This is a genomic window from Bacillus sp. WP8 (genome assembly GCF_000800825.1).
GTDB classification, from domain to species: domain Bacteria; phylum Bacillota; class Bacilli; order Bacillales; family Bacillaceae; genus Bacillus; species Bacillus safensis.
This window is the reverse complement of record NZ_CP010075.1, coordinates 1516610-1540256: the sequence shown is the minus strand read 5'-3', so window position 1 is coordinate 1540256 and position 23647 is coordinate 1516610. Positions and strand designations below refer to the sequence as shown.

General features: G+C 43.1%; 24 protein-coding genes. 1 reads left to right on the top strand and 23 read right to left on the bottom strand.

All coding sequences use genetic code 11. The annotated features are described in order from the left end of the window. Positions 1-29: 29 nt before the first annotated feature. The 11 genes from rnc to QR42_RS07570 form a co-directional block, all read right to left on the bottom strand. A complete protein-coding gene (gene rnc, locus QR42_RS07620) occupies positions 30-773 on the bottom strand; it encodes a ribonuclease III (protein WP_008344850.1) in 744 nt (247 codons plus the stop codon). 181 nt (positions 774-954) lie between these two features. Further along, positions 955-1188 (bottom strand): acyl carrier protein, encoded by a 234-nt coding sequence (gene acpP / locus QR42_RS07615; RefSeq protein ID WP_008344853.1) that lies wholly within the window; start codon positions 1186-1188, stop codon positions 955-957. Positions 1189-1269: 81 nt separating this feature from the next. Next, positions 1270-2013, bottom strand: coding sequence for a 3-oxoacyl-[acyl-carrier-protein] reductase (gene fabG / locus QR42_RS07610; protein ID WP_039178486.1), 744 nt, complete (start codon positions 2011-2013; stop codon positions 1270-1272). Further along, on the bottom strand, positions 2013-2957 hold the full coding sequence (gene fabD, locus QR42_RS07605; RefSeq protein WP_039178483.1) for an ACP S-malonyltransferase: 945 nt from the start codon (positions 2955-2957) through the stop codon (positions 2013-2015). The genes fabG and fabD overlap by 1 nt, the downstream gene beginning before the upstream one ends. Positions 2958-2972: 15 nt before the next feature. Then, entirely contained in the window at positions 2973-3971 is a 999-nt protein-coding gene (gene plsX, locus QR42_RS07600; protein WP_039178481.1) for a phosphate acyltransferase PlsX, read from the bottom strand. A gap of 15 nt (positions 3972-3986) precedes the next feature. Then, the gene (fapR, locus tag QR42_RS07595; protein ID WP_024424199.1) at positions 3987-4553 is read right to left on the bottom strand and encodes a transcription factor FapR; all 567 of its coding nucleotides are present in this window, start codon (positions 4551-4553) and stop codon (positions 3987-3989) included. A 112-nt stretch (positions 4554-4665) separates the two neighbouring features. Then, entirely contained in the window at positions 4666-6714 is a 2049-nt protein-coding gene (recG, locus tag QR42_RS07590; RefSeq protein ID WP_039178477.1) for an ATP-dependent DNA helicase RecG, read from the bottom strand. After that, positions 6692-7594, bottom strand: a complete 903-nt coding sequence (gene sdaAA / locus QR42_RS07585; RefSeq protein WP_039183108.1) for an L-serine ammonia-lyase, iron-sulfur-dependent, subunit alpha — start codon at positions 7592-7594, stop codon at positions 6692-6694. Before sdaAA ends, recG begins: the two co-directional genes overlap by 23 nt. A 20-nt stretch (positions 7595-7614) precedes the next feature. Next, on the bottom strand, positions 7615-8277 hold the full coding sequence (sdaAB, locus tag QR42_RS07580) for an L-serine ammonia-lyase, iron-sulfur-dependent subunit beta (RefSeq protein WP_039178474.1): 663 nt from the start codon (positions 8275-8277) through the stop codon (positions 7615-7617). Between the two features lie 148 nt (positions 8278-8425). Beyond that, positions 8426-10099 carry a DAK2 domain-containing protein gene (locus QR42_RS07575; protein ID WP_039178471.1) on the bottom strand — a complete coding sequence of 558 codons (1674 nt, stop codon included), beginning with the start codon at positions 10097-10099 and terminating at the stop codon, positions 8426-8428. Between the two features lie 15 nt (positions 10100-10114). Beyond that, the gene (locus QR42_RS07570) at positions 10115-10477 is read right to left on the bottom strand and encodes an Asp23/Gls24 family envelope stress response protein (protein ID WP_008344871.1); all 363 of its coding nucleotides are present in this window, start codon (positions 10475-10477) and stop codon (positions 10115-10117) included. Positions 10478-10748: 271 nt separating this feature from the next. On the opposite strand from QR42_RS07570, the gene rpmB reads away from it, so the two are divergent. Then, entirely contained in the window at positions 10749-10937 is a 189-nt protein-coding gene (rpmB, locus tag QR42_RS07565; RefSeq protein WP_003212514.1) for a 50S ribosomal protein L28, read from the top strand. A gap of 69 nt (positions 10938-11006) precedes the next feature. On the opposite strand, the gene spoVM is transcribed toward rpmB, so the two are convergent. The 12 genes from spoVM to coaBC form a co-directional block, all read right to left on the bottom strand. Then, positions 11007-11087: a stage V sporulation protein SpoVM gene (gene spoVM / locus QR42_RS07560; protein WP_008354550.1), complete on the bottom strand. Its 81-nt coding sequence runs from the start codon at positions 11085-11087 to the stop codon at positions 11007-11009. 71 nt (positions 11088-11158) lie between these two features. After that, the gene (locus QR42_RS07555) at positions 11159-11803 is read right to left on the bottom strand and encodes a thiamine diphosphokinase (protein ID WP_039178468.1); all 645 of its coding nucleotides are present in this window, start codon (positions 11801-11803) and stop codon (positions 11159-11161) included. 60 nt (positions 11804-11863) lie between these two features. Then, positions 11864-12514: a ribulose-phosphate 3-epimerase gene (rpe, locus tag QR42_RS07550; RefSeq protein WP_039178465.1), complete on the bottom strand. Its 651-nt coding sequence runs from the start codon at positions 12512-12514 to the stop codon at positions 11864-11866. A gap of 3 nt (positions 12515-12517) precedes the next feature. After that, a complete protein-coding gene (gene rsgA / locus QR42_RS07545; protein WP_039178462.1) occupies positions 12518-13414 on the bottom strand; it encodes a ribosome small subunit-dependent GTPase A in 897 nt (298 codons plus the stop codon). Positions 13415-13426: 12 nt separating this feature from the next. After that, positions 13427-15382, bottom strand: coding sequence for a Stk1 family PASTA domain-containing Ser/Thr kinase (pknB, locus tag QR42_RS07540; RefSeq protein WP_039178459.1), 1956 nt, complete (start codon positions 15380-15382; stop codon positions 13427-13429). Then, complete coding sequence (locus QR42_RS07535; RefSeq protein WP_029706534.1) at positions 15376-16146, bottom strand: Stp1/IreP family PP2C-type Ser/Thr phosphatase; 771 nt, start codon at positions 16144-16146, stop codon at positions 15376-15378. The genes pknB and QR42_RS07535 overlap by 7 nt, the downstream gene beginning before the upstream one ends. Before the next feature lie 3 nt (positions 16147-16149). After that, entirely contained in the window at positions 16150-17232 is a 1083-nt protein-coding gene (rlmN, locus tag QR42_RS07530) for a dual-specificity RNA methyltransferase RlmN (RefSeq protein WP_039178453.1), read from the bottom strand. A gap of 3 nt (positions 17233-17235) precedes the next feature. Beyond that, positions 17236-18579 carry a 16S rRNA (cytosine(967)-C(5))-methyltransferase RsmB gene (gene rsmB, locus QR42_RS07525; RefSeq protein WP_039178451.1) on the bottom strand — a complete coding sequence of 448 codons (1344 nt, stop codon included), beginning with the start codon at positions 18577-18579 and terminating at the stop codon, positions 17236-17238. Beyond that, a complete protein-coding gene (gene fmt / locus QR42_RS07520; protein WP_039178449.1) occupies positions 18566-19519 on the bottom strand; it encodes a methionyl-tRNA formyltransferase in 954 nt (317 codons plus the stop codon). Before fmt ends, rsmB begins: the two co-directional genes overlap by 14 nt. A 5-nt stretch (positions 19520-19524) precedes the next feature. Then, the gene (gene def / locus QR42_RS07515) at positions 19525-20007 is read right to left on the bottom strand and encodes a peptide deformylase (protein ID WP_039178446.1); all 483 of its coding nucleotides are present in this window, start codon (positions 20005-20007) and stop codon (positions 19525-19527) included. Between the two features lie 15 nt (positions 20008-20022). Then, positions 20023-22431, bottom strand: a complete 2409-nt coding sequence (priA, locus tag QR42_RS07510; RefSeq protein WP_039178443.1) for a primosomal protein N' — start codon at positions 22429-22431, stop codon at positions 20023-20025. After that, positions 22428-23645, bottom strand: coding sequence for a bifunctional phosphopantothenoylcysteine decarboxylase/phosphopantothenate--cysteine ligase CoaBC (coaBC, locus tag QR42_RS07505; protein ID WP_039178440.1), 1218 nt, complete (start codon positions 23643-23645; stop codon positions 22428-22430). Before coaBC ends, priA begins: the two co-directional genes overlap by 4 nt. Positions 23646-23647 lie beyond the last annotated feature (2 nt).

The following is a 23647-nucleotide window of genomic DNA, read 5'->3' as shown; positions in this document are numbered from 1 at the left end:
TGAAATCCCCCTGAATAACGAGGGGGATTTTATTGGTTCATATGATGTTTCTGCAATTTAGCAAGTGCTTCCTGTGCAGCGTGCTGTTCTGCTTCTTTTTTAGAGCGTCCATTTCCGATTCCGAGCACTTCACCTCGAAGGGATACATTTGCTTCAAATTCCCGGTTATGTGCAGGCCCTTTTTCATGCAGGATGCGGTATTCAAGCACACCTTTTCCATCGCGCTGCACAAATTCTTGCAGTTGGCTTTTAAAGTCCATGACGTGCGAGAACGCTCCATCATTAATTTTCGGATAAACGTACGCTTCTAGGAACCGTTCAACTGGCTCCAGTCCCTGATCTAAATAAAGTGCGCCGATAAACGCCTCGAATACGTCCGCTAAGAGGGCTGGGCGTTTTCTGCCGCCTGTCATTTCTTCGCCTTTTCCTAAGAGAACAAGGTCACCGAAGGACAGCTCATGTGCTAGTGATACAAGTGACGGTTCACATACGATCGCCGCTCTTAGTTTCGTTAAATCTCCCTCGCTCATCGCTGGATATTTTGCAAATAAGAATTGAGAGATGGTCAATTCTAAAACAGCATCTCCTAAAAATTCAAGTCTTTCATTGTCCTCGTATGGCTTTTTCCGGTGTTCATTCACATAAGAGGAATGGGTAAAAGCTTGATATAGAAGCTTTTCATTTTTGAAGTGTACAGAAATGCGCTGCTGGAATTCTCTAAATTGCTCTAGTTTTTTGCTCTGTTTCTGTTTGTCTTTATATTGTTTTGGCATAGCAACCTCCAGGTAGGCGTAATCGCCTTTAAGGATACTGATTATATGGAGTCTCTCTTTCTACATGCAGGGAAACATTGCTCCCAGCATCTGAAAAAGGCTGACAATTGATCAGCTGAATGTGTTGAAACTAACATAAATTTTCAAAGTCCCGTCGAAAGTAGACGGGACTTTGTTACGCTTATTGCTGGTTATTTATGTAGTTCACAGCGTCACCGACTGTTGCAATTTTTTCAGCATCTTCGTCAGAAATTTCCATATCGAACTCATCTTCAAGTTCCATAACTAGCTCAACTACATCAAGGGAATCAGCGCCTAAATCTTCTTTAAATGAAGCTTCCATTTTCACGTCAGCCTCATCAACGCCAAGGCGGTCTACAATAATTTTTGATACACGCTCTAATACGTCTGCCATTGCCTTTCACCTCCCCTCAAAGTATTATAGTTGAATTGTTTTTAAAAAACTAGAGAAAACCTAATGAAATTTTGATATTTCTTAGGACATGACCATTCCGCCATCTACTTGGATGGTTTGGCCTGTAATATAACCTGCTCCTTCTGAAGCTAAAAAGACAACAACATTGCTAATATCTTCAGGTGCACCAAAGCGTGCGAGCGGGATTTGTTTGAGCATTTCCGTCTGTACATTGTCATCAAGCTTGTCTGTCATATCTGTTGAAATAAAGCCTGGTGCTACTGCATTCACTGTAATATGGCGGGTTGCCAGCTCTTTTGCTGTTGTTTTTGTTAATCCGATGACGCCAGCTTTTGCTGCAACATAGTTTGCTTGTCCAGGGTTTCCACACACACCAACGACTGAAGCCAAATTGATGATTCTTCCGCTTCTTTGCTTCATCATTTGACGTGTCACGGCTTTTGTACAGTTAAAGACACCTTTTAAGTTTATGTTAATAACATCATCCCATTCATTCTCTTTCATTCTCATGAGCAGGTTGTCCTTTGTGATGCCTGCATTATTCACAAGAATGTCAATTGAACCAAAGGTATCAATCGCTTGTTTCATCATAGCTTGTACTTCTTCAGCATTTGAGACATCAGCTTTAACTGCAAATGCCTGCTGGCCGAGTGCTTTGATTTCATCTACGACTTCATTTGCTTTTGCTTCGTTTCCAGAATAGTTCACGACAACATTTGCACCACTTTTCGCTAGATCGATCGCGATGGAACGGCCAATACCGCGTGATGCTCCTGTTACAACGGCTGTTTTATTTGTAAGCATCAAGAATCCCCCTTGAGTGTTTGAATGGCTGCTTCAATTGTTTCTTGATCTGAAACGGAAATCGTCGTCAGGCGGCGATTCACTTTTTTCACAAGACCTGAAAGCACTTTGCCAGGACCAATTTCAATAAATGTTGTGACGCCTAGATCAATGAGGCGTTCCACACTTTCTTCAAAACGAACTGGAGAATACAGTTGTTCAATGAGCTTTGTCTCAATGTCATCACGAGATGTCACGATGTCTGCTGTTACATTTGAGATGACCGGAGTTTTGGCATCCGCAATATCCAGCTTTGACAAAACATCTGTAAATTTTTCAGCAGCTGGTTTCATTAATGCAGAATGGAAAGGTCCGCTCACTTCAAGAGCAATTGCACGTTTTGCGCCTTTTTCTTTCGCTCTCTCTGAAGCAAGTTCTACCCCTTTTGCTGTACCAGAGATGACGATTTGACCAGGACAGTTTAAGTTAGCGAGCTCTACAAGGTGACCGCTTTCTGTCACTTCTTTTGTCACTTCGACAAGTGCCGCTTTGTCTAAGCCGAGAATCGCTGCCATGGCGCCTTCTCCTGCTGGAACAGCTTCATTCATTAATTCTCCGCGCTTTCTAACTGCATAAACAGCATCTTTAAACGAAAGTGCGCCTGCTGCAACGAGGGCAGTGTATTCGCCAAGACTGTGTCCTGCTGCATAATCGGCTTTGATTCCGCTCTCTTCAAATTTCTTTAAGATGGCGATACTTGTCGTTAAAAGAGCTGGCTGCGCGTTATAAGTGAGCGTCAGTTCTTCTGCATCCCCTTCAAAAATCATAGAAGATAAATCAAACCCGAGGGTATTGTCTGCTTCTTCAAATACAGCTTTAGATACTGCTTCTTGGTCAAATAAATCTTTTCCCATGCCAATTTTTTGAGAGCCTTGGCCAGGGAATAAAAATGCAATTTTAGTCATGCTGCTTTACCTCCATTAAGACTCATTCGTCGTTTCTTTTTGGACTTCTTGATGAATGATAGCTGAAACGTCTTTTTCTACGATATCACGTGCCTGACGAATTGCATGGAAAATGGCATTTTCATCAGAGGAGCCGTGCGCTTTAATAACAGGTGCCTTTAAACCAAATAAAGCGGCACCGCCATATTCAGAGTAATCCATTTTAGATTTCATCTGCATCAATTTCGGCTTCATCATGCCTGCTGCTATTTTTGCTGTGAAACTGGATGTTAATGTTTCTTTCAGCATTTTAAAGACAGAAAGGGCTGTGCCTTCAATTGTTTTAAGCGCAATATTTCCTGTGAAACCATCTGTGACAACAACGTCAGCAACACCTTCTAATAAGTCACGGGACTCTACATTTCCTACAAAATTCAAGTCTGATGCTTTTAATAATTCAAAGGTTTTTTTCGTTAAATCGTTGCCTTTTTTATCTTCTGTTCCTACATTTAACAGTCCAACACGCGGATTGCTCTTTGGGAAGACACGCTCTGCGTAGATGGATCCCATCATGGCATATTGCACGAGATGCTCTGGTTTTGCATCAACGTTGGCACCAACATCTAGTAATAAGAAGCCGCTGCTATCCAGTGTTGGCAAAGTTGGGGCAAGGGCTGGTCTGTCAATACCGTCAATTCTGCCTACGATAAACAGCCCAGCTGTCATGAGGGCACCGGTATTTCCTGCTGAGATGCAGGCATCTGCTCGTCCCTCGGAGACTTCCTGCGCCATTTTCACCATAGATGAATCCTTTTTACGTCTGACTGCACGCACTGGTTCATCCGTCGGTTCAATGACTTCTTTTGCATCTAAAATCGTGATGCGATCGTTGTTTGTTATGTATGGTTTGATTTTGTTTTCATCGCCGACAAGTGTAATCTCGATATCTGAAAATGCTGTTAAGCTTTTTTGCACACCGTCAATAATGGCTTTAGGGGCATGATCTCCCCCCATTGCATCGACTGCAATTCTCATATTACGTGCCACCTTTTACTTTTGTTTTGAGCGATACATGACGAAGTCACCTGAGAAGACAACTTCCTCACCAACATAGCTGTTTACTTCAACTACGGTTCTTCCTTTTTCTTTATCATGTGAGGCTACTTTGGCTTTAGAGACGACTCTTTCGCCTTGTTTCACCTGCCTTGTAAACCTGATATTCGCTTTTGCTGTCAAAGCCAATTCATCGTCGATGACGGCAACTGCCAGCGAATTTGCCTGGGCGAAGAGATGATGTCCCCTGGCAATTTGGTTTCGGCTGAATACATGCTCTTTTCTCACTTCTAAAATGGAAATGGCTTGGTCATCAAGTTCTACATCAATCATTTCTCCAATCACTTCATCCAGTGGAAGTGATTTTACTTCATCCTCTAATGTCTTTTCGGCCACATGCTTAATTCTTTCGCGTAATTCAGGGATCGACAGCTCTAAACGATCAAGACGAACCGTTTGTATGCTGACACCGAATTTACTTGCCAATTCTTCATCAGTAATGAATGGAGTCGAGCTGATCGTTTGCTGGAGGAGCTTTTGACGTTCTTTTTTATTTAGTTTCATATGCAGACACCATCCGTACATTTATGACTAGGTACTAATAGTAGTATATAATCTCATAGATGATAAATCAATCCTTGTTTCAAAAAGACAAGAAAATTCCTCCAGCGTTTGATCAGCTTAATTTATCTCCGCCCAGCACACCGCTATCTATCAGCGTTTGCCGGAGTTCTTTGTATTCGGGATCAGTCCAAAAGGCGTCCGATTGGACAAGGTCGGCCGCATCTTTTCTAGCCGTTTCCAGTGCTCTATAGTCGTGAACCATATCTGCTACCTTAAATTCGGGCATCCCGCTTTGTTTTTTACCGAAGAAGTCGCCGGGTCCTCTTAGTTCTAAGTCCTTTTCAGACAGCTCAAAGCCATCGGTTGTTTCGGACATGATCCGCATCCGCTCTTTCCCCGTTTCTGACTTTGGATCAGCCATTAAAATACAAAATGATTGATGCTCTCCTCGGCCGACCCGGCCTCTTAGCTGATGAAGCTGAGACAACCCGAAGCGGTCTGCATCATAAATAACCATGATGGTTGCATTCGGCACGTTGACCCCGACTTCAACGACTGTGGTTGAAACGAGAATTTGTACTTCATTTGCGGTAAAGGCTCTCATGACCTGATCTTTTTCATCACTTGCCAGTTTCCCATGCATTAAGCCGATTGACCACTTTCCGCGGTATGCTTCAGTCAGCATGCTATGGACATCAAGCGCATTTTGGACATCAAGCTTGTCTGATTCTTCAATGAGCGGACAAATAATATATGCCTGTCTGCCTTTTCTCAGCTCTTTATCCACAAAAGCAAGAATTCTCTCAAGCATGTCATGCTTCACCCAATACGTTTCGATTTGTTTTCTGCCAGCTGGCAATTCATCAATGACGGATACGTCCATTTCTCCAAAGACAGTAATCGCAAGTGTTCGCGGAATAGGTGTGGCAGTCATAAACAAGACATCCGGGTCCTGCCCTTTACTTCGCAGTTTTTTCCGCTGCTCTACGCCAAACCGGTGCTGCTCATCTGTGATGACAAGACCGAGCTGCTGAAATTCGACTTCGTCTTGGATGAGTGCGTGGGTACCGACTAAAATGTCAATCTCACCTTCTTTTAAACGTTCAAGCAATTCTCTGCGGCGCTTTCCTTTCACAGAGCTTGTCAAAAGGGCGATATTCAGTCCCCATTTTTCAAACAGCTGGTAAAGCGAATCCGCATGCTGTTCTGCCAAAATTTCTGTTGGGACCATTAATGCACCTTGAAAACCTGATAAATGAGCGGCATAAAGCGCAATGGCTGCAACAGCTGTTTTCCCTGAACCTACATCTCCTTGGAGCAGCCGGTTCATTCGATATGGAGACGCCATGTCTGACATGATTTCATCAAGCACTCTTGATTGTGCCTTCGTCAGTGGAAATGGCAGACTGTGAACAAACTCAAAAACAGCTTCTTTGGAAAACGGATGCTGGATGCCTGATGTTCTCTCTCGTTCTTTCTTTCTAATCGCCTGCATCTTCAGCTGAAAGATGAGAAATTCTTCGTACACAAAACGTCGTCTTGCTTGTTTGAGCGAGTCTCTTGTCTCTGGGAGATGAATGGTTTTTAATGCTTCCTGATAGGACATAAGTTTATAGGCAGAAACAAGCTGCTTTGGCAATGGATCTTCAGCTTTGTCTGCATAAAGTGACAAAGCTTGTTTCACAAAGCGTCTCATCATTTTCACGGTCACATTTTCTTTTACTGAATAAACGGGTTCTATACTGCCATCTTGCTCGTGTGTCCCTTTTTTAAATTCCTGTACCATGATAGATTGGCGGTTTTTATCCCATTTTCCTGTGACGGAAACTGTATCACCTAACACAAGGCTTCGTTTTAAATATGGACGATTGAAACAAATCGCTGTAATGAGAAAACGCCCGACAAGCAGCCTGAATGTCAGCCTGCTTCGTTTTTTTCCATAATAGGTGAGAACGGGCTCACTATGTACTTTCCCTTCAACTGTGACACGTTCGTCATGCCTTACTTCTTCTAAGTTACGAAGCTCATAGTCGTCATATCGATAAGGAAAGTAGCCGAGTAAATCGGCTACTGTGTAGATTCCAAGTTCATTGAGTGTTTTTTCGGTTTCCTCTCCAATCCCCTTCAGGACAGAGACATTATCTTGCAGTTTCTGTATCACGAGATGAGGTCACACCTCCGAAAATCTTCTTTTCAAGCTCTCTTGCTGTCGGTGTCGCAGCGAGTCCGCCTTGGGCTGTTTCACGAAGAGCTGTTGGCATCGTTTGACCGATTTTGTACATCGCATCAATGACTTCATCACAAGGAATGCGGCTAGTGATGCCGGCAAGCGCCATATCTGCTGCGATCATAGCGTTAGATGCACCCATTGCATTTCGTTTCACACACGGCACTTCGACAAGTCCTGCTACTGGATCGCAAACAAGTCCAAGCATATTTTTGAGTGTAATCGCCATCGCTTCTGCAGATTGCTGCGGTGTACCTCCTGCCATTTCGACAATAGCTGCTGCTGCCATACCTGATGCAGAACCTACCTCTGCCTGACAGCCGCCTGCTGCACCAGAAATGCTGGCGTTATTCGCCACAACAAAACCAAATGCGCCAGAAGTAAACAGGAATCTGACCATTTGTTCCTTTGTTGGCTTTAATGTTTCTTTCACTGCAAATAACGTACCTGGTACAACACCTGCTGAGCCTGCTGTAGGCGTTGCACAAATGGTTCCCATTGCAGCATTGACTTCATTTGTTGCAACAGCCTTACTAACAGCATCTAATATCGTATGACCAGACAGCGTTTTGCCTGATGCGATATAGGCTTGAAGTTTGACTGCATCTCCGCCTGTTAACCCTGATAATGATTTCACACCCTTCAGCCCGTTTTCAACAGCCTGCTCCATCACTTCTAGGTTGCGGTACATCTGGGAGAAAATTTCTTCACGTGACTTCCCTGTCACTTCCATTTCTTGCATAATCATAATTTCTGAAATGGAGGTATTCCGTTCTTCTGTTAGCTGCACGAGTTCTTTGACGTTTTTAAACATCATTCATAACCTCCTTGTTGTTACTCTGCAATTTGTGTGACCTGAATAATGTTTGGCAGTGTTTCAAGCTCTGATAGGACCGCTGGGTCAATATTTTGATCCACTTCAATCGTCATCAGTGCCTCTTGCCCGACATCTTTACGTGCCACTTCCATATGACCGATGTTGATGGCGAATTTCGCTAAGACATTGGCAACTGCCGCAATCGTCCCGTAGCGATCGTTATGAACCACAAGAATGGCAGGATGATTCCCTGAAAGCCTGAGCTCAAAGCCATTTAATTCTGTGATTTCAATTTTACCTCCGCCGATGGAAATTCCGATTAATTCAAGGCTTCCGTTCGCATCTGAAATCTCTACTTTTGCTGTATTTGGATGCGCCGGCACTGCCTCTTCTTCTTTAAATTCAATATCGATCTCTTTGCTTTTAGCAATATCGATCGCTGTTTTGATTCGTTCATCAAATGTATCAAAGTCAAGAACACCGCCGATAATGGCGACATCTGTACCATGCCCTTTATACGTATCTTTAAAGGAACCATAAAATGAAACGATAATTCGTTTTGGTTCTCTTCCAAATAAGCTGCGAGCTACTCTCCCGATACGAGCCGCACCCGCTGTGTGCGAACTTGATGGCCCAATCATGACAGGTCCAATAATATCAAACACACTTCTAAATTTCATAGGTCTTCCCCTCTCATCACCACTCACGTATGGTTTGGTTCTTTCTTTAGACTAATGGATTCATTCGTTTCCCGCAACTCATTTCACCGTGGAATGGCTAGTAAAAAATTGCAAAAGAAGAAGAAGGGCTTTATTTGCCCTTCTTTCGTTATTCAACCGCCAAAATATATGAATAAAGCGGCTGTTTTCCATCGTGGACTTCAACTTCTACATCTTCAAATGTTTCTTCAATAAAGGCTTGTAACGCATCCATTTCATCAGATGATGCATCTTCCCCTTTAATGATGGTGACAATCTCATCATCTTCTGTCACCATTTTGGCGAGAAGTTCTTTTGCTGCATCTAATTGATTTTTCGCTGTTAAGGTGATTTTCCCGTTGAACAGACCCATATAGTCACCTTTCGCAATGTCGATTCCATCAATTTGGGTATCTCTCACTGCAAAGGTAATTTGCCCGCTTTTCACATGGTCAATCGCTTCTAGCATCGCTCTTTCGTTATCTTCATTTGAAGCTGCTTCATTGAGAGAAAGAAGTGCCGACATTCCTTGAGGAACGGTCTTCGTCGGAATGACAACGACCTCACGGTTTGAGACAGTTGCCGCCTGTTTAGCTGCCATGACAATATTAGAATTATTAGGTAAGATAAAGACGGTTTCGGCATGTACGCTTTCTATTGCTGTGACAATGTCTTCTGTGCTCGGATTCATCGTCTGCCCGCCTTCAATGACGACGGAAGCTCCGATGCTTTTGAACAAGTCAGCAATTCCTTCTCCCATTGCGACACTGACGACACCAAAGCGCTGTTTTTCAGCAGCAGGTGCTTTTGGTGCAGCAGGTGCATGTTCTCTTTCTTCGTTTACGATTGAGCTATGCTGCTCTCTCATGTTTTCAATTTTCATATTAATCAAGCTGCCGTAGCGCTGTGCATATGATAAAACATCTCCCGGCTGCTCTGCATGAATATGAACTTTCGCAAGTGTATCGTCAGACACTACAAGAAGTGAATCTCCGAATTCACTTAAGTCTTCTCTGAAGGCATTCTCATCAAAGGACTGTTTGTCTTCTTCAAATTTCACCATAAATTCAGTACAATAGCCAAATTCGATATCTTCTGTGTTCATATGGCTTTGCGCACTTTTATGATGCTCTGCACTGACAAGTTCTTTTAGCGTCGGTAAAGAAGCAGCTTTAGGAGGAAGCTCTTCTCCTCTTAATGAAGCAAGGAAACCTTCATATACGCATAGAAGTCCTTTACCTCCACTATCGACAACACCCACTTCTTTTAAGACAGGAAGCAGATCTGGCGTTCGATCAAGTGATGCTCTTGCTTCCTCAATCGTTAACTCTAGAACGCGGTCAATTTGATCTTCTGCCGCTGAAACAGCAACCGCTTTCTTTGCTGCATCCTTTGCAACCGTTAAGATGGTTCCTTCAATTGGTTTCATCACGGCTTTATATGCTGTATCAACACCCGCCTGTAAGGCAAGAGCAAATTCTTTTGCATCAATCGTTTCTTTTTGTTCAATATGTTTACTGAAACCTCTAAAGAGCTGTGACAGGATCACGCCTGAGTTTCCTCTTGCGCCCATCAATAACCCTTTCGAGAGAGCCACGCCGACCTTCCCAATATGATCGGTATTTGTTTCTTCAACTGCTTTTGCCCCTGAAGTCATCGACAAATTCATATTTGTCCCCGTGTCTCCGTCTGGCACTGGAAAAACATTTAACGCATCCACAATTTGTGCGTTTTGAGAAAGATGGTGAGCACCTGCAAGAATCATTTTTGCAAATGAGCGGCCATCAAGATTTCTAATAGACAATATATTTCCTCCTTACTACGGGTTCGTAACTTTTACTCCTTGTACATAAATGTTGACCGAGTCAACAGAAAGTCCAATTGTGTGATGAATCGTGTATTTGACTTTCGTTTGAACATTATGTGCGACTTCTGATATTTTTGTACCGTAGCTGACGATGATGTACATATCAATATGAATGCGGTCTTCTTTTTGACGCACAAGAACACCCCGGCTGAAGTTCTCTTTGCGGAGAATATCCGTCAAGCCGTCCTTGATTTGATTTTTGGACGCCATGCCAACAATACCATAGCAATCGATCGCAGCGCCTCCTGCCACCATTGCAATGACTTCATTTGATATATCAATTTGTCCGTATTTCGTTCTAAGTTCAATGGACACATTGGTTCCCCCTTTTTGAGAAATTGCCCTGAGTTATCACTATTTTACTATAAGACCCTTCTTTTTAAAAGAAATCATTCAATCCGACCCAATCCTACTTATACTATAGCCTTGATTTTTTATCAAGATGTCAAGGTATTTTTCTTGAAAGAGGAGTAAACAATCCTTGCAAACCCCTTGAAGCTGTGGTAAATTATTAAAGTATCTTGAGGCATCTCTAAGTACGTATATGAAGAATATGATGATGTTTTCGCAGTTAGGAGGGAAACAAATGGCACGTAAATGCGTTATTACAGGCAGAAAAACAAAAGCTGGGAACAACCGTTCTCACGCAATGAACTCTACAAAACGTACATGGGGCGCGAACCTTCAAAAAGTTCGTATTCTAGTGGACGGTAAGCCTAAAAGAGTATATGTATCAGCTCGAGCTTTGAAATCTGGTAAAGTTGAGCGTGTATAAGCAAGAGTAAACGCCTGCTACAATAAACTGTAGCAGGCGTTTTTATGTGGAAATAAAGGAGATTACTCATTAATCTTTTTTAAATGAACCAAGCATCGCACGGACAATGCCGCCAAGAAATCTAGGCAGTTTGATTGTATAAAATTTCATTTTGTCCCCCTCCTAAAAGTACCGCTTGCAGCACAATTGAGCTTAATCAGCCATCCACATTGATAGGTTGGTCAATCTTTGCTTCTTACCATTATTAATATGCCTTCATGAAAAGAAAAAGTACCATTTGAGTGGATGAGTTCGTTACTAATACATAGTGTGGAACCAGGCTCAATATGACAATTTTTCAGAGGATATTTGAAACCTTTTAATGTCAGCTTTTCAACCGATGTACCAAAGGGCAGAAACGACACATATTTTTTATCAGGGTCTTCTTTGATTTCGTATGTACCAGGCCCAAACATTTGAATGATATTTTGTTTATCTACAAGAGTCATGTTCTGCTTGTGCTGAATGCCTTGATATAGAAGGTGAATATTTCCTAGAAAATGATCAGCCCTTCCTCCTGTAATGCCGTAGATGTAAATATGCGCTGGATGCTGGCGCATGGCCCAGTTCAGCGCAAGCTCTAAATCGGTTTCATCCTTTTCAGCCTGAAATACATTCAGGGCAGGCAATTTCTTTTTCAGCTCACAAAGCTCTTCTTCTGTCACACTGTCAAAATCACCAAAAGCCTTGGCAGGCATGATGCCGCGCTCTAGTAAAAAAAGCGTTCCCCGGTCTACACCAACCCAGAGAATATCATCCTGTGATGCTTCATGTTCAAGGGGCGGAATGTATTCAAAAGGACCGCCGGCTACGATATGTATGTGCATGATATACGCTCCTCTCCATGTAAAAAGAACCAAAGATCAGAGTGACTTTGGTTCCTTTTTTTACGCTTCTCGAATAGCCTGAATAGCAGCTGCACGGTTGTCTTTACCGTATACAGCTGAGCCGGCCACAAGTAAATTAGCGCCCGCCTCTTTACAGCTTTTTGCAGTCTCTACATTGACACCGCCGTCTATTTCTATGAGTAAGTCTGATAAGCCCTTTTGTTCGCTAAGGGTCTTCACTTCTTTTACCTTCGTGAGGACAGAAGGAATAAACGCCTGTCCGCCAAAACCAGGATTCACCGTCATGAATAAGACAAGGTCTACATCCTCTAATACATGCTCAATCTGAGAAACAGGTGTGTGCGGGTTCAAGACGACACCTGCTTTTACACCTTGTTCTTTTATGTGCTGTATCGTTCGGTGCAAGTGCGGACAAGCCTCAACATGGACAGAAATAATGTCAGCACCTGCTTTGGCGAATGCAGGAATATACCGGTCTGGCTGCTCAATCATTAAGTGAACATCAAGCGGCAGCTTTGTATGCGGTCTGATTGCTTCCACAACATTCGGCCCAAATGTGATATTCGGTACAAAATGGCCGTCCATCACATCGATATGAATGTAATCCGCTCCGCCTTGTTCCACATCACGGATATCTTTCTCCAAATTGGCGAAATCTGCTGATAAAATGGAAGGGGCAATATAAACCATGATTTAGTACCTCGGCTTTCTGTCTTTGATTTCAGTTAAAAACTCTAAATAATGCTGATAGCGATACTCTCTGATTTGCTCTTGTTCGACCGCATCTTTTACCGCACAGCCTGGCTCTTTCACGTGCAGGCAGCCTCTAAACTTACAATCCGCACTCCGCTCTTTGATTTCTAAAAAGTAAAGACCTAAATCTTCCGCTTCGATGCCGGTAAATTCGAGTGAGCTAAAGCCAGGTGTATCTGCAATAAGCCCTTCTGCTGTACGAATGAGTTCGACATGTCTAGTCGTATGTTTTCCTCTTCCAAGATGGGAGGAAATATCATTGGTTTTCAGCGCCAGATCAGGACTCATCGCATTTAAAAGGGAGGATTTGCCTACACCAGACTGACCAGCAAATACAGTAATCTTATTGTGAAAATGCGGGGTCAGCTTTTCAATTCCGTCTCCCTCGATCGTGGATGTTAAATGAACATCATATCCAATTTGCCGATAGTCCTCTGCATAGCCTTGAATACTTTCACGCTCTTCATCTGTTTTCAATAAGTCCACTTTTGTGATACAGATAATCGGCTCAATATCATTTGCTTCTACAAGCACTAGAAATCTGTCTAAAAGCGATGTGCTGAAGGTTGGTTCTGTCGCAGAGAAAACGAGCACCGCTTGATCGACGTTACTAATAGGCGGACGAACAAGTTCATTTGTCCGCTCTTTTACTTCTAATAAGTAGCCTTCTTTATCGTTGTCTGCTTGATACACAACATAATCTCCAACAAGAGGTGTGATTTTGTTTTTACGAAAAATACCTCTCGCTCTGCACTGAATCACTTTTCCAGTTTCTAAAGACTCATCGAGCACATAATAAAATCCGCTTAATGCTTTAATAATTTTGCCCTCAGGCATAAAGTCCCTCCTTTATTCATCTTCAGGGTATTCAATTGTTTTAGAGCTTACGACTTTATCATCAACCGTCACTTGATAGTATCCTTTTTGACCTGGTTCAATCTTAAATTTAATGGTCCGTTCAGTTGGTGCAGTGATGTTAAAGGTTTCATATGAATCAGAAATGCTATGCTCAGCATCGTCAATGGAAATCTGAACGGTCATCTCTTGCCCTTCTGTTACTGGTTCATACGGGATGGCGATCTTCTCAGTCACCGTTTTAGCCGGTTTTTTCTTCGGTCCGAGTGAGAAGGTGATCTTAACCGTATCACCTGGTTTCACAGCAGTACCAGCTCCTGGCTCCTGTTTCATCACTTCACCTTTTGGCACATCATCAGAATACGCTTCTTTTTCATCAAGCTTTAATCCGTTATCCTCTAAATAATTCGATGCAGCCTGTTTACTATATGTCGTTAAATCCCGCAAAGTAATATCGGCAGGACCTATGCTGACCGTCAACGTCACTTCTTCATCTGCTGCCACAAGCTCAGTACTCGCTGAAGGTTTCTGTTCCATGACAATCCCAGATTCGGTGTCATTATCATTTACTTCCTCCACAACAACTTGCTTAAACCCTTTTTTCGCTAATAATTCTTTTGCTTTATCGACCTTTTCACCTGTTACATCAGGTAATTCGGTCTTTTCCTTGCCCGTACTTTGATAAAGCTGAATTTCGGTTCCTTCTTTTACCTTTGTGCCGATTTTCGGGTCTGTTTTGACGACAAGCCCTTTTTCAATTTTTTCATCAGCGATCTCAATTGGATCAGAGGCGACGGTAAAGCCGGCTTTCTTCAAGGTGTCCTCGGCTTTGTCAATCGTCATGCCAGATACATCAGTGACCTCCACATCTTTTGGAAAAAGCAGTCCCGGAAACACAGTGATGGCTAAAATGGTCGCAGCAGTCAGAATAAATAGGATGGATGCCACAATCCAAGGCCATTTTTTCCGTTTCTTTTTCGGCTTTTGTTTCTCTTTTTTCTTCGGTTTTTTCACCGGATGGACAGCTGTTTTTTCATTGTCTTGATCGACTTGATGATCTTGAATGATTGGGATCGCTTTCGTTGCTTCATGATCTTCTTCAATCACAAAGCGTTTTTCTTTTAGTCTTGAAGGGTCGAAAGCAGTTTGTAAATCTTTTTGCATTTCAGATGCATCTTCATATCGATAAAAAGGATCTTTGGCCATCGCCTTTAAAATGATGTTTTCCACGCTTTGTGGAACAGAAGGGTTCCACCTTCTCACAGATGGCGGCTCTGATTGTAAATGCTTCAGCGCAACACTGACAGCTGATTCCCCTTCAAATGGCATGCGTCCAGAAATGAGTTCATAGAGCACAATGCCAAGTGAATAGATGTCTGACTTTTTCGTCGCAAGACCTCCGCGTGCTTGTTCTGGAGACAAATAGTGCACGGATCCTAGGACCGAATTTGTGTGGGTGATGGTCGCTGAGCTGAGTGCTATGGCAATCCCGAAATCAGTGACTTTAATATTCCCCATGTTGTCTATTAATATATTGTGAGGCTTAATGTCCCGGTGGACGAGCTGTTTCGCATGGGCTTCTTCCATCGCCGCAACGACTTGCTCCATAATGCGAACGGCTTCTTTCGGATGAAGCGGGCCATTGGCGTGTATGTATTCTTTTAGCGTCATCCCCTCGACATATTCCATGACAATATAATAAATGTCATCTTCTTCCCCTACATCGTAGATGCTGACAATATTTGAATGATCTAAGCTTGCGGCTGATTGCGCCTCGCGCCGGAAACGTCTAATAAAATCATCATCGCTTGCAAAGTCAAAGCGCAAAATTTTAATCGCGACTTCGCGATCTAAAATCATATCCTCCGCCAAATAAACGTTTGCCATTCCGCCTCCGCCTATGACGCGAAGAATCTGATAACGGCCGCTGATCCGTTTTCCGATCAACACTTGCTGTCACCCTCCTCTGGCTGGGAGGAGATTTCTAACAATACTGCTGTAATGTTATCTTCACCGCCGTTGTCATTCGCTGTTTGGATTAATGCTGTTACTTTTTCATCTGGTGCGGTCGTTTGGTTTAAAATATGAATCAAATTCTCTTCTTCTACTTTATTTGATAAACCATCTGAGCAAAGCAGGATTTGATCTCCTGGGTCCACTTCAAAAGTATGTGCATCGATTTGAACGTGTTTATCTGTTCCTAGTGCTTTCGTGAGCACATTTTTTCTTGGATGATATTCTGCATCTTCTTTAGAAATTTCACCTGTTTTCACAAGCTCATTTACAAGTGAATGGTCATCCGTTAGCTGGGTCAGTGCTCCTTCTCTTAGCAAGTAGCAGCGGCTGTCTCCAATATGGGCAATTGTGACCGTTTGCAAATGAACGAGCGCACAAACAATGGTTGTCCCCATTCCTTGGCACTCCTCATTGTTTTTCGCATGTTCATATACTTGATCATTAATGTCACTAATTTTTGAGATTAACCAGCTTTCTTGCTCTGCTGGTTTTGCTGGAATTGAAGATGTTTCTTCCCAGTATTCTTTTAAAGAAGAGACGGCCATCCTGCTGGCAACATCACCAGCAAGATGACCTCCCATTCCATCTGCTACAACAGCTAGAAGGGTATCTTCTTTTGCTTCAAAAATACCTGCATCATCTTCATTATGCTGACGGACTTTTCCTGTATCGGTTTGAAAGGCTGCCCTTATCAACATTCGTCACCTCGTCTCTTCCTGACGCTCCTTCGCTCTTAGCTGACCGCAAGCAGCATCAATATCATGGCCTTGCTCTCGTCTAATCGTTACGTTTACGCCGCGTTCTTTCAGCGTTTTTTCAAATAGGAAGATTTGTTCTCTCGGTGTTCTTACATAATCCCTTTCCGGTACATAGTTCACCGGAATGAGGTTCACGTGGCACTTGATTCCTTTTAATAAGTCTGCAAGCTCTTCTGCATGATGAACTTGATCATTTACTCCGCCAAACAGGCCGTATTCAAAGCTGACACGTCTTCCTGTTTTTTGAATGTAATATTCAATGGCTTCCATTAATTTCGGCAGCTTATATGCCTTATTGATCGGCATAAGACGGCTTCTGATCTCTGTGTTTGGTGCATGCAGGGAGACAGCAAAATTGATTTGCATTTGCTCATCAGCGAATTGATAGATCTTTGGAATGATTCCGCTTGTCGACACTGTAATATGACGCGCGCCAATATTTAAGCCGTTGTCATGGTTGATGATTTTAAGGAAAGCAAGCATTTCGTCAAAGTTATCAAACGGTTCACCAATTCCCATGATGACAACCGAGCTGACTCTCTCATCTGTTTCGTCAAGTGCCTGCTGCACTTTCAATACTTGAGCAACGATTTCTCCTGCTTCAAGGTTTCGTTTTAACCCACCAAGTGTAGATGCACAGAATGTACAGCCAATTCGGCAGCCAACTTGAGTTGTGACACAGACAGAGTTTCCGTATTCGTGGCGCATCAGCACTGTTTCAATGGTATAGCCATCATGTAATTCAAATAAAAACTTGATCGTTCCGTCTTGAGACGTTTGTTTGATCACGGTTTTTAATGTGGTGATCGCAAATTGATTTTTTAATTTTTCTCTTAAATCCTTTGAAAGGTTAGACATATCGTCAAAGGATGTCACACGTTTCTCATAAAGCCACTCGAAAATTTGAGCTGCGCGGAAAGACTTTTCGCCTTGTTCTTTTAACCATTCTTTCATTTCGTGAAGCTCAAATGAGTAGATCGACGGCATTTCTGTCTTCAGTTCTTTTCTTACTTTTTGTTCTGTCATTTTTTATCCCTTCTTTCTCATGCTGCAAATAAAGAAACCATCTGTTCCGAAATAATGAGGAAGAATTTGTACACTTCCGTTTTGAACAAACGGAGCAACCTGCTCAGGCAGCCGTTCATTAAGAGATAGATCGGGTTCGAAGTCTTGGTGTTCTTGTAAAAACGCATGAATCACTTGTTGATTTTCTGTTGGGTCCATTGTACATGTACTGTATACAAGGGTTCCGCCCGGTTTTAAAAGCGGGGCCGCTTCCTTTAAAATGGCCTGCTGGATAGCTGCAAGCCTTGCTGAGTCTTCTTGTGACTTTGTATATTTCATATCTGGTTTTCGTCTAATGACGCCAAAACCGGAACACGGCGCATCAATGAGAATGCGGTCAAACGAAGCTTCGCTGTAATAGTCTGCTGCTTTCCTTGCATCAAGTGCTTTTGCCTCAATGTGAGTAAGGTTCAGACGTTTCGCTGCTTGTTTGATGAGTTTCACTTTATGTTCATGTAAGTCAAGCGAAACAATTTTCCCCTCATCATTCATACGTTCTGCAATATGTGTTGATTTTCCGCCAGGAGCCGCACAGGCGTCAAGCACCGTTTCTCCCGGCTGAGGGTCAAGCGCTCTTGCAACAAGCATAGAGCTTTCGTCTTGTATCGTAACATAGCCTTCTTGAAAAGAAGGGGTTGAGACGATGGACCCTTTCATGAGCTTAAGTGCATCTTCAGATAAGTCGCCAAGCTCCGTTTCAATGCCTGCATCCATTAGTTTTTGCTGCAGTGCCGTGCGGTCAGTTTTCATTCGATTGACGCGAAGGGTTTGCTTTGGCGGGACTAAATGAATGCGGCACATGTTTTCTGCCGCTTCAAATCCGTACGCCTGAACCCATTCCTGCACAAGCCATAATGGGTGGCTTGTCTCAATGGACAGCCGCTTTACTGGATCTTTGATCGCATCAAATGACGGAACGCCTTCTCTTTGTACGGAACGAAGAACACCGTTCACAAGTGAAGAAATACCTTTATGCCCGCGCTTTTTCGTTAGCTCGACTGCTTCATGAATGGCTGCACGATCTGGGATTTTTTCAAGGTACACCATTTGATAAAGTGACATCCGTAAAAGCTGCATCACCCATGGAGCCACCTTTTGCGGTTTTTTCACAAAGGGCGCAAGCATATAATCTAATGCCAGCTTATTTTGCAGTGTACCATACACAAGCTCTGTTAACAGCGGTTTGTCCTGATCAGCTAAGTCTTTATCTTTCATGACTGACTGCAAAAGCAAATTACTGTAAGCTTGGTTTTGTTCGAGTTTGATTAAAGCGTCCAGCGCTACTTCTCTCACATTACTTTTCTTCATTCATTAACCCTAATTTCTGCCCAATTTCGATATTTGCGCCTCTTAAGAAGTCTTCACCGCTCATTTTTTTCTTACCAGCCGGCTGCACACCTGTCAATAAGAGGCCTTGCTTATTCCCCGTTCCAATGACCGGACCTTCTTTTTGAAGCTCAATCACTTTCCCAGGTTCTTCTTGCGCTTGCAGCGGAACCTTTTTCGCTTCCCATACTTTTAGATGAGCGCCGTTCCATTCAGTATAGGCAACTGGCCATGGATTTAGCCCGCGAACTTGGTTGTAAAGCTCTTCACCGGTTTTTGTCCAGTCTAATCTTTCTTGCTCCCGCTTAATATTTGGCGCGTATGTGGCCGCTTCTTCATTTTGCGGAATCGGAGAAATAGACCCGCTCAGAACATTTGGCACCGTATCTTTTAGAAGTGCGGCACCAGCTGTACTTAATTTGTCATGCAGTGTTCCAACATTGTCTAATTCATCGATTTCAACTTCTACTTTACTGATCATGTCACCTGCATCGAGCCTTTCCACCATGTACATGATCGTAACGCCTGTTTTCTTTTTGCCTTGAAGGATCGCATAATGAATCGGTGCGCCGCCTCTTAGTTCTGGCAGGAGCGAGGCATGAACATTGATACAGCCAAACTTAGGTTCATCAAGTAACCGTTTAGGTAGAATTTGTCCAAATGCCGCTGTGACGATTAAATCCGGCTGTAATGCAAGCACCTTATCAATTTCTTCATCTAGACGTACCTTTTCAGGCTGTAACACAGGAATGCCGTGCTTTAAGGCTTCCACTTTCACAGGAGGCGGTGTGAGCACTCGCTTTCTTCCTTTCGGGCGGTCTGGCTGCGTGACGACCCCTACCACTTCGTATCCTTCTGTTATCAGTGTTTGCAGCACAGGTACTGAGAAATCAGGGGTTCCCATAAATACGATACGTGCCATTTTCTTCACCCTTCCATTTCCGCAAGTTCTTTTTCTGTATAGGTTTCAATGATTTTTGACGTAAATAAAATGCCGTCTAAATGATCAATTTCGTGCAATAAAGCTCTTGCTAAAAATCCATCTGCTTCTATTGTAAATGGTTTTCCTTTCTTATCAAAGGCTTTTACCTTCACATAGTTTGGTCTCTCTACAGTGCCGTATAAAGATGGAAAGCTCAGGCAGCCTTCAATATCTGTTTGGCTTCCTTCAACTTCAAGCACCTCGGGGTTCACTAAATCAATTCTGCCAGATTCTTCTCCAATATCTACAACAGCGATTCTTTTTGAAACACCGATTTGTGGTGCGGCTAGTCCAACTCCATCCAGCTCAAGCATTGTATCATACATATCATCCAGCAGTTTTTTCAGCTTTTTATCGAACGTATCGACACGCTCTGTCTTTTGTTCAAGCACTTCTGCCGGATGTATGACTATTGGTTTTACTGCCACTTATAGCCCTCCGTTTTACATCATCATATATGGATTCATATCTATTGAAATCATCAATTGTTTTTGTTCCATTTCCTTTTGATAATGGTCTTGTATTTTCCGTAGTAAACTTGCCAGTTCATTTTCCCTTTTGTATTTTATCACGCATTGATAGCGATATCTATCTTTGATCTTAGCGATTGGTGATGCAGCCGGACCAAGGATTCGCGTATTCGGTGCACAATTCATTTTTAGGAACTGAACAATTTGATCAGTCACATGTGCTGCCTTCGTCACTTCCTCATGTGATACTGTCACCATCGCCAAAAAGTAATACGGCGGATAGGACTGGTGGCGGCGATGCAGCATCTCCTGTTCATAAAAGGCTTCGTAGTCATGCTGCTTCGTTAATTCAATACTATAGTGAGAAGGCGTATACGATTGAATAATAACCGAGCCCGCTTTTTCATGTCGCCCTGCCCTGCCGCTGACCTGCGTGAGAAGCTGAAATGTTTTTTCACTTGAACGGAAATCAGGGATGTGAAGGGATGTATCCGCACTGAGAACACCAACAAGTGTGACATCTGGGAAATCCAGTCCCTTTGCAATCATTTGCGTCCCGAGCAAAATGTCCGCTTCTTTATTGCCAAAAGAGGTAAGAAGCTTTTCATGAGCACCTTTACGAGACGTTGTATCCACATCCATTCGGATGACTCTTGCCTCTGGCAGTACTTTTGTCAGCTCTTCTTCTACACGCTGCGTACCCGTACCAAAATAGCGAATATGCTCACTGTGGCATTCTGGACATTCAGCAGGTACTGGTGCTTCGTGACCACAATAATGGCATTTCAGCCGTTTTTGATAGCGGTGATAGGTGAGAGAAATTTCGCAATGAGGACATTGCTCTACATATCCGCAATCACGGCACATGACAAAGGATGAATAGCCTCTTTTGTTCAGAAATAAAACGGCTTGTTCTTTTCTTTCAAGCACTTCCTTTAACCTAAGCATTAATTCCTCTGAAAACATGGAGCGGTTGCCATTTCTTAGTTCTTCTCTCATATCAATTAACGAAACGTGCGGCAGCTGCTGCTGGTTGACGCGGTGTTTGAGCGACAGCAATGTATAGACGCCTTTTTTCGCACGTGCATAGGTTTCAAGTGAAGGTGTTGCACTGCCTAATACGACTGGACATTGATGCCGCCCTGCTCGTTCAATGGCGACATCCTTGGCATGGTAACGAGGCATTTCTTCTTGTTTATAAGAGGATTCGTGCTCTTCATCTATAATAATCATGCCTAGATTTTCAAATGGAGCGAAAACAGCAGATCTTGCGCCAACGACAAGCTTGACTTCCTTGCGATGGATTTTCCGCCATTCATCATATTTTTCTCCTGTCGATAAGCCGCTGTGAAGAACGGCCACATATGAGCCAAATCGTTCTTTAAATCGCTGCACCATTTGAGGGGTTAACGAGATTTCAGGAACTAAAACGATCGCTTCTTTTCCTTTTTGAAGAACATGATCGATTGTCTGCAAGTAAATCTCCGTTTTGCCGCTTCCTGTCACTCCGTGCAAAAGAAAGGTTTCGTGCTGATCCTCACTCACTGCTTGATGAATATGATCGGCCGCCTCTCTTTGCTCTGGCGTGAGATCAAGTGGAGCAGATGGTGTAAACTCACGGTCACGATAAGGATCTCGATAGACCTCTTCATAGCTTTCTGTTAACAGCCCTTCTTGAATAAAGGTTTTAAGCGTTTGAGAACTTGCGCCTGTTTGCTGCTGCAAGTCTTTCGCTAAAAAGGTTGTCTCTCCCGCTTCAAGCAGATAGGAGATCAGTGCTTTTTGTTTCACCGCATTTTTCTTTAGCTGCTGCTGTTTTTCTGCAAGTTTTTCTTTCGATACAGCCATCTGGAGCATGCGGACCTTTTTCTTTCCAGATTTTTGCGAGACATGGTATCTCACCTCTAGATGACCTTTTTGAACATGCTTTTGAATTTGTTTTAATTGTTCAGCCGGGATGTCAGCATAAAGAATGCTTTCTCGCTGACCGAAAAGCTCTTTCAATGACTGCGGAAGTTCTTCCTCTGAAAGCACCTGAATTTCTTTTTCATACTTTGCCTTCATGGCTGCGGGCAGCATCGATTGAAGTGCCGTGATATGATAAGACAATGTTTTTTCCGTCAGCCAGTGGGAAAGCTCCAATAGCTCATCTGTCAGAACAGGTGATAAATCAAATAAATCGACAATCTCTTTGATGTTTCCTGTCTTGATGTCTGTTTCATCTTTGACTTTTGTCACAAACCCTTGAATCTTCCTCGGGCCAAAGGGAACGACCACCCTCATTCCCGCTTTGACGAGATCTTTGAATCGATCTGGTACACGGTAATCAAATGGCCGGTCAATGGCTTTCGTTGTGACATCTACGATGACTTCAGCAATCATGCTCGATCACGCTCTTCTGGAAGCAGCTGTATTGCCTCCTTTAAAATTTCAAAAGCGAGGTCTTTTTTGCTCATCATCGGCAGCTCTTTTTTCGTTCCATCTGCTTTGATCATCGCTGCCACATTGGTATCTGTGCCAAAGCCTGCACCCTCTTTTGTGACGTTATTGGCGACAATCATATCTAGATGTTTGGATTCAATTTTCTTTTTCGCATAATATTCTACATCCTGCGTTTCAGCTGCAAAACCGACCAGCACTTGATGCTCTTTTCTTTTCCCGAGCTCTTTTAAAATATCTTTTGTCCGGGTGAATTCAATGTCCAAAGCGCCGTCCTGTTTTTTCATTTTATGAGCATATGTCGTGACAGGGGTGTAATCGGCGACAGCTGCTGATTTAATAACAAGATCAGCTTCCCCATATACCTCTAGCACAGCTTGATACATCTCTTCAGCTGATTCAACGTGCACTACATGTACATGGTCAGGTTCAGTTAAAGAAACAGGTCCAGAAATCAGCGTAACATCTGCCCCCATTTGCTGAGCAGCCTCTGCAATCGCATAGCCCATTTTTCCACTAGAACGATTTGTAAAGAATCGGACAGGATCGATGACTTCACGTGTAGGACCTGCTGTCACCACGACTTTTTTTCCTGAGAGCGGTAAGCTTTTTGGCTCATCAAAAAAAGCACGGATGTGTTCAACAATTTTTTCAGGCTCTTCTAATCGCCCTTTTCCAATGTATCCGCAGGCTAAATAACCTTCACTTGGCTCAATAAACCGGTACCCGTCTTCATATAATATGCGAATGTTCCGTTTCACAGCCGGGTGATCGTACATATGCACATTCATCGCTGGAGCGATCCATACAGGCGCTGTTGAAGCAAGCAAAGTCGTCGTCAGCATATCATCTGCAAGTCCAGCGGCCATTTTACCGATTGTATGTGCTGTTGCAGGGGCAACAAGAATGAGATCGGCCCAGTCAGCTACGTCAATATGCGCAATGACTCTTGGATTGTTTTCTTTGAATGTATCCACATATACCTCATGCCTAGACAGAGCTTGGAAGGTTAGCGGAGACACAAACTCACGAGCAGATTCCGTCATAATCACTCTGACATTTGCGCCTGCTTGTACGAGTTTACTAGTAAGTGCTGCTGCTTTATATACGGCGATTCCTCCGCTGACACCGAGCAAAATATTTTTTGACTGTAACATTT